Raw genomic sequence first — 15,629 nt, forward strand, 5'->3', positions numbered from 1 at the left:
CTCCTTGCGGTTGTGGCCCTGGGGCCTATTCGAGTACCACTTCGAGATCGAGGTGGCACAGCCTGCGATAAATCTCTTCCTTGCGTTCACGTACAGCATGGTTCTGCGGCAACAACTCGCAGCAGCTATGCAGTAAATGCAGCACTTCCAGCGCAAGATCGGGCTCCCAGGCGTTCAGGCCTGAGTCCTGTAATGTTTGGTCGAGTGTTTCGAGTTGGGTCCTGGCCAGTTCGTACTTCTTGGCCATGAAGCACAGCCGCGCTAAGGCGAACTGCCAGAAAAATCGCGCCCGCCCGCCTTGGGCGCCCTGCAGGCCCTGCTTGAGGATCTGCACGGCGGCCTTGAGGCCGTCCTTGCGCAGGATCGGCAGGACTTCTTCGAGGGCCACTTCCCAGGCTGGCTGGGTGTCGGCGACTTCGACCTTGCGTGGCGCACTGGCGCTTTGCAGGTGGGGCATGACGTTGGCGCTGATCCAGGCACGGGTGGCCGGATCGGCGAAGGGCGCGCCGTCGTGGAAACGCAATTCGACGATGCCGGGCAGACGCTGAATCAAAAGCGCGAAGTGGATTTCCACTTCGCGCATCGCCATCTCGGCATTCAGGCCCTGGAGGCACTCCCAGACCATTCGCTGGCCATCGAACCAGAACGGCGCCTTCGCCAGGCTCGCCTCCAGTTCCACCAGCAGGTCGGCGTATTTGGCCTGGTCGTAACGGTCCTGATAGGCCTTGAGCTTGTCGGCGGGCAAGCCGCGCAGCACGGTGATTTGCTCGGCGTTGCGCTCAGGCACCGCGTCGATGGGCAGCCACAGCAGCGTACGGTTAAGGCGCAGGGCGCGCAGGTCGGTGGCTTTCTGCTTGAGCCACCAGGCACACAACGGACGGGCGCTTTCCTGCTGAGCGCGCAGGGCCTTGTGGGCTTCTTTTTCGTTGTCGATCGGTGCGCCGGGGGTGAACAGCTGCGTGGCGGCCTGTTTGACTTGGGCCACCGCGGCGCCCACCACGCCAGGTTCCGGCTGGTTGTCGGCGGCGCGTTGCACCATATTTTTCAGGCGGCGGGAGATCGGCAGCAGCAGTGGCGCATCGTCGCCCAAGTGCTCGGTGCAAGCGGCATCGAGCCCTTCAAGGTGCTCGACCAGCCGCCGGAACATCGGCAACTGCTCTTTGATCGCGACATTTTCGGTCAGCACCTGCTCGAGACGCGGCACCAGCCAACTGATCGCAGCGGAGCGGGTACGCGCCTTGCTCGGGTGAATGTCGGCCCAGTGGTTCTCGCACAAGTGGTGCAACAAACCGAGGCCAGCCAACAGCCCCTGAAACGATTCGCGCTGGTACAAGGCCCACGTCAGCCAGGCGCCGACCCGCAAATCCTTGGACTGGGTACGCAGGAGGTTTTCGCTGTTTTCACGGATTTTCAGCCAGTCGATCTGACCGCTTTCGTGCATGGACGAGGCTTTCGCCAGCTCGCTTTCCAGCGCCTCATATTCGCTCGAAAAACGAACGTCCTCACCCGCGAAATTCTCTTTGGAAACAGAGGCTTTTGCGAGATCAAGGTAATGAGCAGAAAGTTTGCTTGAGTAGGACATCCATGGCCTTTAATTAGGATTACAGTCGAACGCCAATTGCAGTTGCAGCGGCGCGGGACAGTATCAAAGAGCTGCGATGAGTCTCATCCAATTGAGTTCGTGCTCTTTCAAGTGGGCGCATCGTACTCACGATGATGGCCACTAGCAAGCATCTGATTAAACAACAAGACGAAGTGTTGTTTATTACGTGTAGGAGATTTCCCTATATGTGCAAGGGGATTCCCTGATACCAATTAATTATTTACCCCTTCATTGGACAGCGCTGAAAGCATTGAGGCAGAGCGGTCGCCGGCACCTTCATCAAACCGGGAACGGCACCTCCATGGCAGCAGGGTTGAAGCATGCCAACAATAAAAGCGAATGAATGTAGGAACTATCCGAAAGATTGCGGTCATCTGTGAACGGAACGAAGAGCGACAACGGAGAATTAAGAAAGTGCCATCTCCGTGATGGCACTTTATATAATGCGGTCATTTTAAGGGCGAGGGCGCGAGCATTTGGATGAGGGCAGTTCTTTTCCAGAATGTATTAATCAGTCCACGAAACACATATACAAAACAAAAGGCCGTGCATAAAAAATGGGCACCCGGTTCAATCGGTGTGCCCATTTTTCTATACGGTTCTCCCCGTTATTCAGGGAGTTCGCCGCAATTATGGATTAACGCTGTCTTTCAACGATTTGCCTGGCTTGAACGCAACGGTGTTGCTGGCCTTGATTTTGACAGGCTCACCGGTTTGCGGGTTTTTGCCGGTGCGGGCACCGCGATGGCGTTGCAGGAAGGTACCGAAGCCCACCAGCGTGACGCTGTCCTTGCGGTGCAGAGCGCCGGTGATTTCTTCGAGAACGGCGTTGAGAACGCGGTTGGCCTGCTCTTTGGTGAGATCTGCTTTTTCAGCGATTGCAGCGGCGAGTTCTGGTTTACGCATTAGTGAAGCCCCTTTGACGGTTTTTTGTTGTTATGTCCGTGCTGTTCTCGTTGGAACAGCGCCCAAAGCGCCGCAGGTGCTCTACTCTGCGGCAGACGGGAGTGAGGATGGCACGCAGCGAAGAGCCGCGCCAGTCTCGGCGCGACCTTTGTAGGGGCAAAAGCGGGGTGATTCCGACAGAACGACCAGTATTTACGCCAGCAGTGCCGGAAGCTCTTTGTTGAGGGCCAGTTTTTCCATCACCGCCGCGCCTGTCAGGGCATAACCGAGCAGTTTTCCGCTGGCATCGCGGCATAAAGCCTTGATGTCCGCGCCCTGCCCTTCGACCGTCCAGACGCCCTCCAAACCCCGTGGCGGCGGTGAAACCACCAATGGGCAGACCGGAGTTTTCACGGTGATCGGCATCGGGCCGTAACTCACCGCCGTAGGGTTTCCGGCAAGGGTCTGAGCCAGCGCTCTCGCACAGCTCATGAGGGGCATGACGTACAACAGATTCAGCCCATCGACCTCAGCGCAGTCGCCCAGCGCATAGATATTGGCATGGGAGGTTTTCAGGTGACGATCGACCACGACGCCGCGATTGACCTGCACACCGGCCGCAGCCGCCAGATCGATACGCGGACGCAGGCCAATGGCCGAGACCACCACGTCGCACGGAATCACCTGACCATCGGACAGATGCGCTTCCAGACCGTCCGCAACGCGCTGCAAGCGGTTGAGCACCGGCCCAAGGTGGAAACGCGCGCCCAAGCTTTCCAGCCCGGCCTGAACCGCAGCGGCAGCGGCCGGGTGCAGCAGGGTCGGCATGACTTGCTCGCACGGTGCAACCAGTTGCACCTCGTAGCCGCCGACGATCAAGTCATTGGCGAACTCGCAACCGATCAGGCCGGCACCGAGCAGCAACACCCGGCGCTTGCCAGCGGCTGCGGCACGAAAGCGTGCGTAATCTTCCAGGTCGTTGATCGGGTAAACCGCGTCCGCTGCGTCGCCTTCGATGGGCACCCGCACGGTTTCCGCCCCCCAGGCCAGGATCAGGTCGCGATAAATCACCGTCTCCTCACCAATCCACAGGCGTTTGTGGCCCGGATCGATGCCGCTGATACGCGTATGCGTACGCACTTCGGCCTTCAATTGCTCGGCCATGGCGCCCGGCTCGGCCATGCTCAGGCCATCGGCGTCCTTGTTCTTGCCGAAACCGGTGGAGAGCATCGGCTTGGAGTAGGAGCGTCCGTCATCGGCGGTAATCAGCAGCAACGGGGTTTCGCCATCGAGCTTGCGAAACTCCCGGGCCAGGTTGTAGCCAGCCAGCCCGGTGCCGACGATCACGACAGGTGCGTTCATTCCTTACTCCTCTGGTGTTTTGTTAGTTGATTTCGATCATTTCGAAATCCATCTTGCCGACGCCGCAGTCCGGGCACAGCCAGTCTTCCGGTACGTCTTGCCACAGCGTGCCCGGCGCAATGCCATCGTCCGGCCAGCCGTCGGCTTCGTTATAGATCAGGCCGCAGACCACACATTGCCACTTTTTCATTCAGGTACTTCCTCAGGATTCAGGCTTATTGCCGGCGCGAACGGTCGATGGTTGGAGCGCTGCCGTCGGGCTCAGGGCCGTTTTGTACTGATCGGGCCCGGCAGATGCAAGCGTGTTCGGCGCAACGGCGGCCCGGATCAATCAAAATCGCTGGCTGACATGGTAAGCTCGCCGCCTCATTTGCTGCCAATAATGACTCACTGTGCCGCACTCAAAATCCCCGCTGTGGCTCACCCAAAGCCAACTCACTCCCCTCCCCGACGCCTCAACCCTCGACTGGCTGTTCGACGAAGGCTCCCTGACCCGACGCCTGATCCGTTTGTCGAATGACGGTTTCAGCGTCACGCCGCTGTTCGAAGGCTGGCAACCGCTGCGCGCCGACGAATGTGCTGCATTGGATCTGGACGAAGGCAGTGAAGGCTGGGTGCGCGAGGTGTATTTGCGTGGCTATGGCGAAGCGTGGGTGTTTGCCCGCAGCGTGGCGGCGCGCAGCGCCTTGCAGGGCGACGGATTGCACATGGACGAATTGGGCAGCCGCTCCCTGGGCGAATTGCTGTTTTGCGATCACGCGTTCCAGCGTCGTGCGATTGAGGTTTGTCACTACCCTCAAACATGGTTGCCGATGGAGTGCCGGGCACCCGAACTGTGGGGCCGTCGTTCGCGTTTCGACCGTGGCGCCCTGAGCGTGCTGGTGGCCGAGATCTTCCTGCCGACCTTGTGGCTCGCCACCCGCGCCCACCCGGAGAACTGCTGATGTACCAGAGCCTGCTCAAGTCCCTGAACCGCTTGAACCCTCGGGCCTGGGACTTCATTCAGCTGACGCGCATGGACAAGCCGATCGGCATTTATCTGCTGCTGTGGCCGACGCTGTGGGCGCTGTGGATTGCCGGCAAAGGGTCGCCCTCCCTGGCCAACATCGTGATTTTCGTCCTTGGTGTGGTGCTGACCCGCGCCGGTGGCTGCGTGATCAACGACTGGGCGGATCGCAAGGTCGACGGCCACGTGAAACGCACCGAACAGCGCCCTTTGGTCAGCGGCAAGATCAGTTCCAAAGAAGCCCTGGTGTTCTTCGCATTGCTGATGGGCGTGAGTTTTCTGCTGGTGCTGTGCACCAATGCGTCCACGATCTGGTTGTCCTTCGGCGGTTTGGCACTGGCCTTCAGCTACCCGTTCATGAAGCGCTACACCTATTACCCGCAGGTGGTGCTGGGTGCTGCGTTTTCTTGGGGGATGCCGATGGCGTTCACCGCCGAAACCGGTGAACTGCCGGCAGCGGCATGGTTGCTGTGGATCGCCAACCTGCTGTGGACCGTGGGTTATGACACGTATTACGCGATGACCGACCGTGACGACGACTTGAAGATCGGCGTGAAATCCACGGCGATTCTTTTTGGCGACGCGGATCGGGCGATCATCCTGACCTTACAGGCGCTGGCGCTGGGCTGCCTATTGCTGGCCGGGTCGAAATTCGAACTCGGGGGCTGGTTCCACTTGGGACTGCTGGCGGCGGCGGGCTGTTTCGCGTGGGAGTTCTGGTACACCCGCGGCAAGGACCGGATGCGTTGCTTCAAGGCGTTTTTGCACAACCACTGGGCCGGGTTGGCGATTTTTGTCGGGATCGTGCTGGATTACGCGCTGCGCTGATAAATTGGAAGAATCGCAGCCAGCGGCAGCTTCTATTTTGCTCGGAGCGGCGCTGTAGGAGTGGCGGCAGGCTGCGATCTTTTGCGGTTTGCAATATCCGTTACATATGCTCGCGAACAACGTGCCAGACGTCCTTCATCTTGTCGCCCGTCATATCTCCAGGAGCCTTGTCCTTCATGAAGTAATACAGCGGCTTGCCGTTGTAAGCCCACTGCATCATGCCGTCGTCACGTTTGATAATGGTCCATTTTCCTTCAGCTTTGTCGCCTGCTTTTGCCTCCAGCGGTGGCCAGTTTTTTGCACACTCACCTGTACATACCGACTTGCCCCCAGTGTCCTTGTCAAACGTGTACAGGGTCATGCCCTTGTGGTCGACCATCATGTCGCCTTTCATCATGCCCGGCTCAGCCGCGAAGGCCATGGCCGGCAACGAAAACGCCGCGACCAGCAGCAGGGCCTTGAAGGATTGCGAGATGTGCTTCATGGAAACCTTCCTTTTGTGGTTGTCAGGATTCGGACTTAGAGCTTAGTTCAGGATCATGACAATCGCCGAGCTGCTAAATTGTTGTCACACGACTGCAATAATTCCGTTATCTAATGCGGCGCAAGACAGTTAAATGACAAGAGGATTAATGGCATGGTTGGCAGGAGCATTCTGATCGTCGACGACGAAGCGCCCATTCGCGAAATGATCGCCGTTGCGTTGGAAATGGCCGGCTATGACTGCCTGGAGGCCGAGAACTCCCAGCAGGCCCATGCCATCATCGTCGACCGCAAGCCGGACCTGATCCTGCTCGACTGGATGCTGCCCGGAACGTCCGGTATCGAGCTGGCCCGTCGCCTCAAGCGCGATGAGCTGACCGGGGACATCCCGATCATCATGCTCACCGCCAAGGGTGAAGAGGACAACAAGATCCAGGGCCTGGAAGTCGGCGCAGACGATTACATCACCAAACCGTTTTCTCCCCGTGAGCTGGTGGCGCGCCTCAAAGCCGTGCTGCGTCGTGCCGGTCCTACCGACGGCGAGACGCCGATTGAAGTCGGCGGCCTGCTGCTCGACCCGATCAGCCACCGCGTGACTATCGACGGCAAACCCGCCGAGATGGGCCCGACCGAATACCGCCTGCTGCAATTCTTCATGACCCATCAGGAACGGGCCTACACCCGCGGCCAGTTGCTGGATCAGGTCTGGGGCGGCAACGTGTATGTCGAAGAGCGCACCGTCGACGTGCACATCCGCCGCCTGCGCAAAGCGCTCGGCGATGCTTACGAAAATCTGGTACAAACCGTGCGCGGCACCGGTTACCGCTTTTCCACCAAGGCCTGACCCGGACCTTTCCCGCCCGACAAGCTGACAAGGACGCGTGTTCAATTGAACCAAAACTGGCATGGCACCCTGATCCGCCACATGCTGTTGCTGGTGACCGGGTGTCTGGTGATCGGCCTGATTACCGGCTACTACGGCTGGAGCCTCGCCGCGGGCCTTGGCCTTTACCTGGCCTGGACCCTCAAGCAACTGCTGCGCCTGCACGAATGGCTGCGACTGCACAAACCCGACGAGGCACCACCCGACGGCTATGGCCTGTGGGGCGAAGTGTTCGACAGCATTTACCACCTGCAACGCCGCGACCAACGCGTGCGCGGACGCCTGCAAGCGGTGATCGATCGTGTCCAGGAATCCACGGCCGCGCTGAAAGACGCCGTCATCATGCTCGACAGCGACGGCAACCTTGAGTGGTGGAACCGCGCCGCCGAAACCCTGCTCGGCCTCAAGACGCCGCAAGACAGCGGTCAGCCGGTCACCAACCTGGTGCGCCATCCCCGCTTTAAGGAGTATTTCGAGCAGGACAGCTACGCCGAACCGCTGGAAATTCCTTCGCCGATCAACGATCGCCTGCGCATTCAGCTGTACATCACCCGCTACGGTAACAACGAACACTTGATGCTGGTGCGCGACGTGACACGCATCCATCAGCTGGAACAGATGCGCAAAGACTTCATCGCCAACGTCTCCCATGAACTGCGCACACCGCTGACGGTCATCTGCGGTTACCTGGAAACCCTGCTCGACAACGTCGAGGAAGTGAACCCGCGCTGGACCCGTGCCTTGCAGCAAATGCAGCAGCAAGGCGGGCGCATGCAGACCTTGCTCAACGACTTGCTGCTGCTGGCCAAACTGGAAGCCACCGATTACCCCTCAGACAACCAGCCCGTGGCCATCGACGGCTTGCTGCAATCGATCACGAGCGACGCTCAGCAGTTGTCCGGCCAGAAAAACCAGCGCATCACCCTGGAAGCCGATCCGACGATTCTGCTCAAGGGCAGCGAAGCCGAGTTACGCAGCGCGTTTTCCAACCTGGTGTTCAACGCGGTGAAATACACCCCGGCCGAAGGCAATATCCGCATTCGCTGGTGGGGCGATGAGCAAGGCGCACACCTGAGCGTGCAGGATTCCGGGATCGGCATCGACAGCAAACACCTGCCGCGCCTGACTGAACGTTTCTACCGCGTCGACTCCAGCCGCAACTCCAACACCGGCGGCACCGGCCTCGGCCTGGCGATCGTCAAACACGTGCTGCTGCGCCACCGCGCGCGGATGGAAATCAGCAGTGTGCCGGGCCACGGCAGCACCTTTACCTGCCATTTTGCGCCCGCCCAAGTGACGAAAACGCGCGTCATCAGCACCGCCGACTGATACCGGCCAGCACTCGCTACTAGGCAATCGCCCGGTCAGCCGCTACATTGGCTGACTTGTGCCTGCCCTTCAGGCACCGCATTGACCCCCTATTCGAATACACGGAACCCGCAAAACTCCATCATGGACCCTTCCCCAGGTTTGACCCTCGCGACACTCTTCGCCGATTTCGGCATGATTCTTTTTGCTCTGATCCTGGTTTTGCTCAACGGCTTTTTCGTTGCGGCGGAATTCGCCATGGTCAAATTGCGCTCGACCCGGGTCGAGGCCATCGCTGAAAAAAACGGCTGGCGCGGACACATCCTGCGCACCGTTCACAGTCAGCTCGATGCCTACCTGTCGGCGTGCCAACTGGGTATCACCCTCGCCTCCCTCGGCCTCGGCTGGGTCGGTGAGCCGGCGTTTGCGCACATCCTCGAACCGATGCTTGAAGCAGTCGGCGTGCAGTCGGCCGAAGTGATCAAGGGCGTATCGTTCTTCGCTGCGTTCTTCGTGATTTCGTACCTGCACATCGTGGTCGGTGAACTGGCGCCCAAGTCGTGGGCGATCCGCAAACCCGAGCTGCTGTCGCTCTGGACTGCCGTGCCGCTGTACCTGTTCTACTGGGCCATGTACCCGGCGATTTACCTGCTCAACGCCAGTGCCAACTTCATCCTGCGCATCGCCGGCCAGGGCGAACCCGGCCCGCATCACGAGCACCATTACAGCCGTGAAGAACTGAAACTGATCCTGCACTCCAGCCGTGGCCAGGACCCGAGCGACCAAGGCATGCGTGTATTGGCTTCCGCCGTGGAAATGGGCGAGCTGGAAGTGGTCGACTGGGCCAACTCCCGGGAAGACCTGGTGACGCTGGAGTTCAACGCGCCGCTCAAGGAAATCCTGGCGATGTTCCGTCGCCACAAGTTCAGCCGTTATCCGGTCTACGACAGTGAGAGCCAGGAGTTCGTCGGCCTGCTGCACATCAAGGACTTGCTGCTGGAACTGGCGGCCCTGGACCACATTCCCGAGTCATTCAACCTCGCCGAACTGACCCGGCCGCTGGAGCGCGTGTCGCGGCACATGCCGCTGTCGCAGTTGCTGGAGCAGTTCCGCAAGGGTGGCTCGCACTTCGCCCTGGTCGAAGAAGCCGATGGCAACATCATCGGCTACCTGACCATGGAAGACGTGCTTGAGGTGCTGGTCGGCGACATTCAGGACGAACACCGCAAGGCTGAGCGCGGCATCCTCGCTTACCAGCCGGGCAAGCTGTTGGTGCGCGGTGATACGCCGCTGTTCAAGGTCGAACGCCTGCTGGGCATCGACCTGGACCACATCGAAGCCGAAACCCTCGCCGGGCTGATCTACGAAACACTGAAACGGGTGCCGGAAGAGGAAGAAGTGCTGGAAGTCGAAGGCTTGCGGATCATCATCAAGAAGATGAAAGGGCCGAAGATCATTCTGGCCAAGGTGTTGATGCTGGATTGAGTCATACCCTTGTAGGAGCCGGCTTGCTGCGGGCGGCGTTCCGACGATGGGGGCGCCGCGGTGTCATGTGATACCGAGTTATCGTTCATCGCCAGCAAGCCGGCTCCTACTGCCCAACGCAAAGTTGGGCAATGCGCCCACCGGCTGATTGAACTGATACGGAATCGACACCAGGCCCAACCCCGTATTGCGCTGCACCACGAAGTGCAAATGCGGCCCGCTGCTGTTGCCGGTATTGCCCGACAAGGCCAGCGCACTTCCCACCGCTACCCGTTGCCCCTCGCGAACGCCCACCGAACCTTGCTTGAGGTGCAGGTACACGCCCATCGTCCCGTCATCGTGAAGCACTCGCACGAAATTGCCTGAAGGATCGGTGCCGCGTCCGGTCTGGGTATTCTCGGTTTTCACCACCACCCCGCCACGCGCCGCGATAATTGGCGTGCCTTCGGGCATGGCGATGTCCATGGCGTAGCGGTTCTTGGCACCGAAATGGCTGTATTGGCCGTTGGCGCCCTGACTCAAGCGAAACGGCCCGCCACGCCAGGGCAGCGGATACCGATAGGCCATGGCAGCCCCTGAAGGGTCGCCCAGGGAATATTCGAACCTTGGTGTATAAGCCAGCGGCCTTCCGGCCTTCGTCGCCGTGAGCAGCGCCAGACGGATGTTGCTGCGCGCCGGCATCACCCGGCGGATCGGTCGGCTCGGCGCGCCGCTGACATTGCTCAGCCCGGCAAAACTCAGCTCGATCTCGACCGGCGCATACAGGTCGTTGCGCACGTACACGTTGTCCACGCCCTTCTGCTTCTTGATCTCCAGGTACACCTGGCGCTCAAGGTGCTCGACCATACGATCACGAAAAACGAACACCTGGGAGCCTTTGGTGGGGCGGTCGCTGTAGGAGACCACGCCATTGGCGTCTTTGGACTTGTAGATCGTCATGGCCACAGCCGAGGTGGAGGCCATGAAAAGACCACAGAAAAACAGCAGGCGCGCGAGCATGGGCAAGAGTCTGTCGAGTAAGGCCTGGGAAGGAGCCTAGCAGCTGCAATGGACCCGGGTAGTCGGCAGATGTTTCAAAATGGGCAGCGAAGGAGACGTGCGGTGAATGTGATGGCCCCTTCGCGGGCAAGCCTCGCTCCTACAGGTCGGTGTGATCTGTAGGAGCGAGGCTTGCCCGCGAAGACGGACTCTCAGGCGATGAAGATTACGCGCCTGGAACGAAATGCTTCTGCGCCGTACCCCGGGCGATCAATCGGGAGATGTAGTCGAGCTTCTGCGCATCCTGGTCCACAAAGCGGAAGGTCAGTTGCAGCCAGTCGCTGTCGGGTTTCGGTTCAAACGCGACGATGGCGTGCAGGTAGCCATTGAGACGGGCGACTTCGGCGTTGTCGCCCTGCTCCAGGTCGAGCACGGCGCTGTCGAGGACTTGCGGCAGCGCGTCGGTGCGCTTCACCACCAGCAGCGCTTCCTTGATGCTCAAGGCTTTGATCACGCACTGCTGAATGCCGCTTGGCAAACGCAGCTGGCCTTGTCCACGTCCGCTGGCAGGAGCGGAAGCAGCGACCGGCGCCTTCACCGGTGGGCTGTTGAGCAAACCACGGGTCGGTGCAGGCGCCGGGGCGGGAGCGACCACGGCGGCCTTGCCACCGGTCAACGCGCTCAGGGAGTCGTTGCCGAAGGCCGAGTTCATTTTGGTCGGCGCCCCGTTCATCAAGGCGTCGAGCTTGCCGACCTTGTTCAGCGCTTGCTTGACCTTGGTCAGCAGTTGTTCGTTGGTGAAGGGCTTGCTGACGTAGCCGGAAACGCCAGCCTGGATCGCCTGGACCACGTTCTCTTTATCGCCACGGCTGGTCACCATCACGAAGGGCATGGTCTTGAGGTTGTCCTGCTCGCGGCACCAGGTCAGCAGTTCCAGGCCAGACATTTCCGGCATTTCCCAGTCGCACAGCACCAGGTCGAACGCTTCCTTGGCCAGCATGGCCTGGGCCTTTTTGCCGTTGATGGCATCTTCGGTCCGGATACCCGGGAAGTAGTTACGCAGGCACTTCTTTACCAGGTCACGAATGAATGCCGCATCGTCCACCACCAACACACTGATCTTGCTCATCCATCACCCCTCGAAAAAATCCCGGCAAGCATACCGTTTTGCTGATGGCACATTGCCAAAAACCTTCAGTCACGCCGGGACTTTTCGTTCGCGGGTGCTGCTTTTGAAGTCGAAAACCACACAAAAAAACGCCCGGCCAAAGGACCGGGCGTTTTTCTTGGGCAGTCTTACTTATCGTCAGCTTTGCCCGGAACATTAGCGGTTTCGCCACTTGTGCCTTCAACTTCTTCTTTCATGCGCTTGAGGCCCAGGTGACGCACGTCCGTGCCGCGCACCAGATAAATCACCAGCTCCGAGATGTTGCGCGCGTGGTCGCCGATGCGCTCCAGCGAACGCAGTACCCAGATAATGCTCAAGACCCGCGAGATAGAGCGCGGGTCTTCCATCATGTAGGTCGCCAGCTCACGCAGTGCGGTCTTGTATTCGCGGTCGATGATCTTGTCGTACTGGGCCACCGACAACGCCAGGTCGGCGTCGAAACGGGCAAAGGCGTCCAGCGCGTCACGCACCATGTTGCGCACCTGGTCGCCGATGTGGCGAACCTCGACGTAGCCGCGCGGGGCCTCGCCTTCTTCGCACAACTGAATGGCGCGGCGGGCGATCTTGGTCGCTTCGTCACCGATGCGCTCCAGGTCGATGACCGACTTGGAGATGCTGATGATCAGACGCAAGTCAGACGCGGCCGGCTGACGGCGGGCCAGAATGCGCAGGCATTCTTCGTCGATGTTGCGTTCCATCTGGTTGATCTGGTCGTCGATCTCACGAACCTGCTGGGCCAGGCCGGAGTCGGCCTCGATCAGCGCGGTCACCGCGTCGTTGACCTGCTTTTCCACCAGCCCGCCCATGGCCAGGAGGTGGCTGCGCACTTCCTCGAGCTCGGCGTTGAACTGCGCGGAGATGTGATGGGTAAGGCCTTCTTTGCTAATCATGTTGGCGTCCTTGGAGCGTCCGGTTAGGTGCGGTGGACCGCAGCGTCAGTTCAGTGAGCAACAACAGCTTCCTAGCCGTAGCGACCAGTGATGTAGTCTTCGGTCTGCTTCTTCGCCGGATTGGTGAACAACGTATCGGTGTCGCCGAATTCCACCAGCTTGCCCATGTACATGAACGCCGTGTAGTCGGAAACCCGCGCGGCCTGTTGCATGTTGTGGGTCACGATGACGATGGTGAACTTCGATTTCAGCTCGTAGATCAGTTCTTCGACTTTCAACGTGGAGATCGGGTCGAGTGCCGAGCACGGTTCGTCGAGCAGCAGCACTTCCGGCTCCACGGCGATAGTGCGCGCGATCACCAGACGTTGCTGCTGACCACCAGACAGGCCAAGTGCCGACTCATGCAGACGGTCTTTGACTTCGTCCCACAGCGCCGCGCCTTTCAACGCCCACTCGACCGCTTCGTCGAGGATGCGTTTTTTGTTGATGCCCTGGATGCGCAGGCCGTACACCACGTTTTCGTAGATGGTTTTCGGGAACGGGTTCGGTTTCTGGAACACCATGCCGACGCGACGACGCAGTTCGGCGACGTCTTCGCCCTTGCGGTAGATGTTGTGGCCGTACAGGTTGATTTCACCTTCTACGCGGCAACCGTCGACCAGGTCGTTCATGCGGTTGAAGGTCCGCAGCAGCGTGGACTTGCCGCAGCCGGACGGACCGATGAAGGCCGTTACGCGCTGTTTCGGGATGTTCAGGCTGACGTCGTACAGCGCTTGTTTGTCGCCGTAGAACAGGTTCAGGCCCGGCACTTCGATGGCCACGGTTTCCTGCGCAAGGTTCAGGCTCTGTTTGTCGCGGCCCAGGGCAGACATGTTGATGCCGTGGGTATGTGCTTCGTGCTGCATGGGAGGCTCCCTGTGCTAACAAATTCAGTTCGAGGCCGCAGGCCAGGCCCGCGGTTACGCAATTCGTTGTAGGAGCCGGCTTGCTGGCGATGCAGACAACTCGGTCCCGCAGGCTCACCGCGGTGATGCCTTCGCCAGCAAGCCGGCTCCTACAGTTCGGTGTTGATTAGCTATCCAGCGCTTTGTACTTCTCGCGCAGATGGTTACGAATATAAACGGCCGACAGGTTCAACGTGGCGATCACCAGCACCAGCAGCAGCGCCGTGGCGTACACCAGCGGCCGCGCCGCCTCGACGTTCGGGCTCTGGAAGCCGACGTCATAGATGTGAAAGCCCAAGTGCATGATCTTCTGGTCCAGGTGGAGGTATGGGTAGTTGCCGTCCAGTGGCAGCGACGGTGCCAGTTTCACCACACCCACCAGCATCAGCGGCGCCACTTCACCGGCGGCGCGCGCCACGGCGAGGATCATGCCGGTCATCATTGCCGGGCTGGCCATCGGCAGCACGATCTTCCACAAGGTTTCAGCCTTGGTCGCGCCGAGGGCCAATGAGCCTTCACGCACGGTGCGAGGAATCCGCGCCAGGCCTTCTTCCGTGGCCACGATCACCACCGGCACCGCCAGCAGCGCCAGGGTCAGGGACGCCCAGAGCAGACCCGGCGTACCGAAAGTCGGTGCCGGCAATGCTTCAGGGAAGAACAACCGGTCAACCGAACCGCCGAGTACGTAGACGAAGAAGCCCAGGCCGAACACGCCGTAGACAATCGCCGGCACGCCCGCCAGGTTGTTCACCGCGATGCGGATAATCCGGGTCAACGCGTTCTGCTTGGCGTATTCACGCAGGTAAACCGCCGCCAGCACGCCGAACGGCGTCACAATCATCGCCATGATCAAGGTCATCATGACGGTGCCGAAAATGGCCGGGAAGATCCCGCCTTCGGTGTTCGCTTCACGCGGGTCATCGCTGAGGAATTCCCAGACCTTGCTGACGTAGAAGCCGATCTTGGTGAAGGTGCTCATGGCATTCGGCTGATAAGCGTGGACCACTTTGCCGATGCCGATCTCGATCTCTTTGCCGTTCGCATCGCGGGCCGTCAGGCTGTCGCGGTTGAACTGGGCGTGCAAGTCGTTCAGGCGGGCTTCGATGTCCTGATAACGGGCATTGAGCTCGGCGCGCTCGGATTCCATGTCCGCTTGCGCGGCGGCGTCGAGCTGGCCGGCCAGTTCCAGTTTGCGACCGTGCAGACGCACACGTTCCAGACCCGAGTTGATCGCGCCGATGTCGACCTTTTCCAGGGTCTTGAGCTGTGCTGCAAGCTTGTTCACGCGATCGACACGGGCCTGCAACTCGGGCCATGCGGCTTCGCCTTCAGCGATGACTTTGCCGTCCTGCTTGACGTTGACCAGGTAGCCGTAGAAGTTGCCCCACTCGCGACGCTCGATAGCCATCAGCTCCGGCGGCGTCTTCTGGTTGGTCAGCCACTCGCCGACGATCCAGGTGAAGTCGTTGCCGTTCAGGTCACGGTTGCCGACCTTGATCAGCTCGCGGGTCATGAACTCCGGGCCCTGATCGGGCACCGGCAGGCCAGCGCTTTTCAGGCGCTCACGTGGCACTTCTTCCTTCTGTACCACTTCGCCGATGACCAGGTGATTGGCCTGGCCCGGTACGTCGTAGCTGGCGTGAATCAAATCCGCCGGCCAGAAGTGACCCAGACCGCGCACGGCAATCACCGCCAGCAGGCCAATGGTCATGATGACCGCGATGGACACCGCGCCACCGCTGATCCAGACGCCTGGGGCGCCGCTCTTGAACCATCCTTTCAGGGAGTTCTGTTTCACAGACTTCT

The 15,629-nt window shown here is 60.1% G+C and carries 15 protein-coding genes; 5 read left to right on the forward strand and 10 right to left on the reverse strand.

Annotated elements, in window-relative coordinates; genetic code table 11:
• Window positions 1-25 precede the first annotated feature (25 nt).
• From tssA to K0F88_RS06970, 4 genes are all read right to left on the reverse strand, one after another.
• Complete coding sequence (gene tssA / locus K0F88_RS06955; RefSeq protein ID WP_094469954.1) at window positions 26-1,582, reverse strand: type VI secretion system protein TssA; 1,557 nt, start codon at window positions 1,580-1,582, stop codon at window positions 26-28.
• A gap of 651 nt (window positions 1,583-2,233) precedes the next feature.
• Complete coding sequence (locus K0F88_RS06960; protein WP_003213368.1) at window positions 2,234-2,509, reverse strand: HU family DNA-binding protein; 276 nt, start codon at window positions 2,507-2,509, stop codon at window positions 2,234-2,236.
• Window positions 2,510-2,701: 192 nt separating this feature from the next.
• Window positions 2,702-3,850, reverse strand: a complete 1,149-nt coding sequence (locus tag K0F88_RS06965; protein WP_219094657.1) for an NAD(P)/FAD-dependent oxidoreductase — start codon at window positions 3,848-3,850, stop codon at window positions 2,702-2,704.
• Window positions 3,851-3,872: 22 nt separating this feature from the next.
• The gene (locus K0F88_RS06970; RefSeq protein ID WP_007954349.1) at window positions 3,873-4,040 is read right to left on the reverse strand and encodes a rubredoxin; all 168 of its coding nucleotides are present in this window, start codon (window positions 4,038-4,040) and stop codon (window positions 3,873-3,875) included.
• Window positions 4,041-4,242: 202 nt separating this feature from the next.
• Here K0F88_RS06970 and K0F88_RS06975 point away from each other — a divergent pair, with 202 nt between their 5' ends.
• Complete coding sequence (locus tag K0F88_RS06975; protein ID WP_219094658.1) at window positions 4,243-4,794, forward strand: chorismate lyase; 552 nt, start codon at window positions 4,243-4,245, stop codon at window positions 4,792-4,794.
• On the forward strand, window positions 4,794-5,684 hold the full coding sequence (ubiA, locus tag K0F88_RS06980) for a 4-hydroxybenzoate octaprenyltransferase (RefSeq protein WP_219094659.1): 891 nt from the start codon (window positions 4,794-4,796) through the stop codon (window positions 5,682-5,684). The genes K0F88_RS06975 and ubiA overlap by 1 nt, the downstream gene beginning before the upstream one ends.
• Before the next feature lie 100 nt (window positions 5,685-5,784).
• On the opposite strand, the gene K0F88_RS06985 is transcribed toward ubiA, so the two are convergent.
• Window positions 5,785-6,168, reverse strand: a complete 384-nt coding sequence (locus tag K0F88_RS06985) for a hypothetical protein (RefSeq protein ID WP_094469949.1) — start codon at window positions 6,166-6,168, stop codon at window positions 5,785-5,787.
• Between the two features lie 153 nt (window positions 6,169-6,321).
• On the opposite strand from K0F88_RS06985, the gene phoB reads away from it, so the two are divergent.
• The 3 genes from phoB (at window position 6,322) to K0F88_RS07000 (ending at window position 9,843) form a co-directional block, all read left to right on the forward strand.
• Window positions 6,322-7,011, forward strand: coding sequence for a phosphate regulon transcriptional regulator PhoB (gene phoB, locus K0F88_RS06990; protein WP_008150066.1), 690 nt, complete (start codon window positions 6,322-6,324; stop codon window positions 7,009-7,011).
• Window positions 7,012-7,092: 81 nt separating this feature from the next.
• Complete coding sequence (gene phoR, locus K0F88_RS06995; protein ID WP_257605207.1) at window positions 7,093-8,379, forward strand: phosphate regulon sensor histidine kinase PhoR; 1,287 nt, start codon at window positions 7,093-7,095, stop codon at window positions 8,377-8,379.
• 123 nt (window positions 8,380-8,502) lie between these two features.
• Window positions 8,503-9,843: a hemolysin family protein gene (locus tag K0F88_RS07000; RefSeq protein ID WP_219094661.1), complete on the forward strand. Its 1,341-nt coding sequence runs from the start codon at window positions 8,503-8,505 to the stop codon at window positions 9,841-9,843.
• 78 nt (window positions 9,844-9,921) lie between these two features.
• On the opposite strand, the gene K0F88_RS07005 is transcribed toward K0F88_RS07000, so the two are convergent.
• From K0F88_RS07005 to pstA, 5 genes are all read right to left on the reverse strand, one after another.
• Complete coding sequence (locus K0F88_RS07005) at window positions 9,922-10,842, reverse strand: peptidoglycan DD-metalloendopeptidase family protein (RefSeq protein WP_094469945.1); 921 nt, start codon at window positions 10,840-10,842, stop codon at window positions 9,922-9,924.
• A gap of 205 nt (window positions 10,843-11,047) precedes the next feature.
• Window positions 11,048-11,950, reverse strand: a complete 903-nt coding sequence (locus K0F88_RS07010) for a response regulator (protein ID WP_219094662.1) — start codon at window positions 11,948-11,950, stop codon at window positions 11,048-11,050.
• A 167-nt stretch (window positions 11,951-12,117) separates the two neighbouring features.
• A complete protein-coding gene (gene phoU, locus K0F88_RS07015; protein ID WP_008150055.1) occupies window positions 12,118-12,879 on the reverse strand; it encodes a phosphate signaling complex protein PhoU in 762 nt (253 codons plus the stop codon).
• 71 nt (window positions 12,880-12,950) lie between these two features.
• A complete protein-coding gene (pstB, locus tag K0F88_RS07020; protein WP_219094663.1) occupies window positions 12,951-13,784 on the reverse strand; it encodes a phosphate ABC transporter ATP-binding protein PstB in 834 nt (277 codons plus the stop codon).
• A 166-nt stretch (window positions 13,785-13,950) separates the two neighbouring features.
• A complete protein-coding gene (pstA, locus tag K0F88_RS07025) occupies window positions 13,951-15,621 on the reverse strand; it encodes a phosphate ABC transporter permease PstA (protein WP_219094664.1) in 1,671 nt (556 codons plus the stop codon).
• Window positions 15,622-15,629 lie beyond the last annotated feature (8 nt).

It is taken from the genome of Pseudomonas sp. UMAB-40 (assembly GCF_900095275.1).
GTDB classification, from domain to species: Bacteria; Pseudomonadota; Gammaproteobacteria; order Pseudomonadales; family Pseudomonadaceae; genus Aquipseudomonas; species Aquipseudomonas mandelii_B.

Bases quoted from the DNA above. Each gene is read 5' to 3' on its own strand.
- tssA (WP_094469954.1), bottom strand. From the start codon at position 1,582: ATGTCCTACTCAAGCAAACTTTCTGCTCATTACCTTGATCTCGCAAAA.
- K0F88_RS06960 (WP_003213368.1), bottom strand. From the start codon at position 2,509: ATGCGTAAACCAGAACTCGCCGCTGCAATCGCTGAAAAAGCAGATCTC.
- K0F88_RS06965 (WP_219094657.1), bottom strand. From the start codon at position 3,850: ATGAACGCACCTGTCGTGATCGTCGGCACCGGGCTGGCTGGCTACAAC.
- K0F88_RS06970 (WP_007954349.1), bottom strand. From the start codon at position 4,040: ATGAAAAAGTGGCAATGTGTGGTCTGCGGCCTGATCTATAACGAAGCC.
- ubiA (WP_219094659.1), top strand. From the start codon at position 4,794: ATGTACCAGAGCCTGCTCAAGTCCCTGAACCGCTTGAACCCTCGGGCC.
- K0F88_RS06985 (WP_094469949.1), bottom strand. From the start codon at position 6,168: ATGAAGCACATCTCGCAATCCTTCAAGGCCCTGCTGCTGGTCGCGGCG.
- phoB (WP_008150066.1), top strand. From the start codon at position 6,322: ATGGTTGGCAGGAGCATTCTGATCGTCGACGACGAAGCGCCCATTCGC.
- phoR (WP_257605207.1), top strand. From the start codon at position 7,093: ATGCTGTTGCTGGTGACCGGGTGTCTGGTGATCGGCCTGATTACCGGC.
- K0F88_RS07000 (WP_219094661.1), top strand. From the start codon at position 8,503: ATGGACCCTTCCCCAGGTTTGACCCTCGCGACACTCTTCGCCGATTTC.
- K0F88_RS07005 (WP_094469945.1), bottom strand. From the start codon at position 10,842: ATGCTCGCGCGCCTGCTGTTTTTCTGTGGTCTTTTCATGGCCTCCACC.
- K0F88_RS07010 (WP_219094662.1), bottom strand. From the start codon at position 11,950: ATGAGCAAGATCAGTGTGTTGGTGGTGGACGATGCGGCATTCATTCGT.
- phoU (WP_008150055.1), bottom strand. From the start codon at position 12,879: ATGATTAGCAAAGAAGGCCTTACCCATCACATCTCCGCGCAGTTCAAC.
- pstB (WP_219094663.1), bottom strand. From the start codon at position 13,784: ATGCAGCACGAAGCACATACCCACGGCATCAACATGTCTGCCCTGGGC.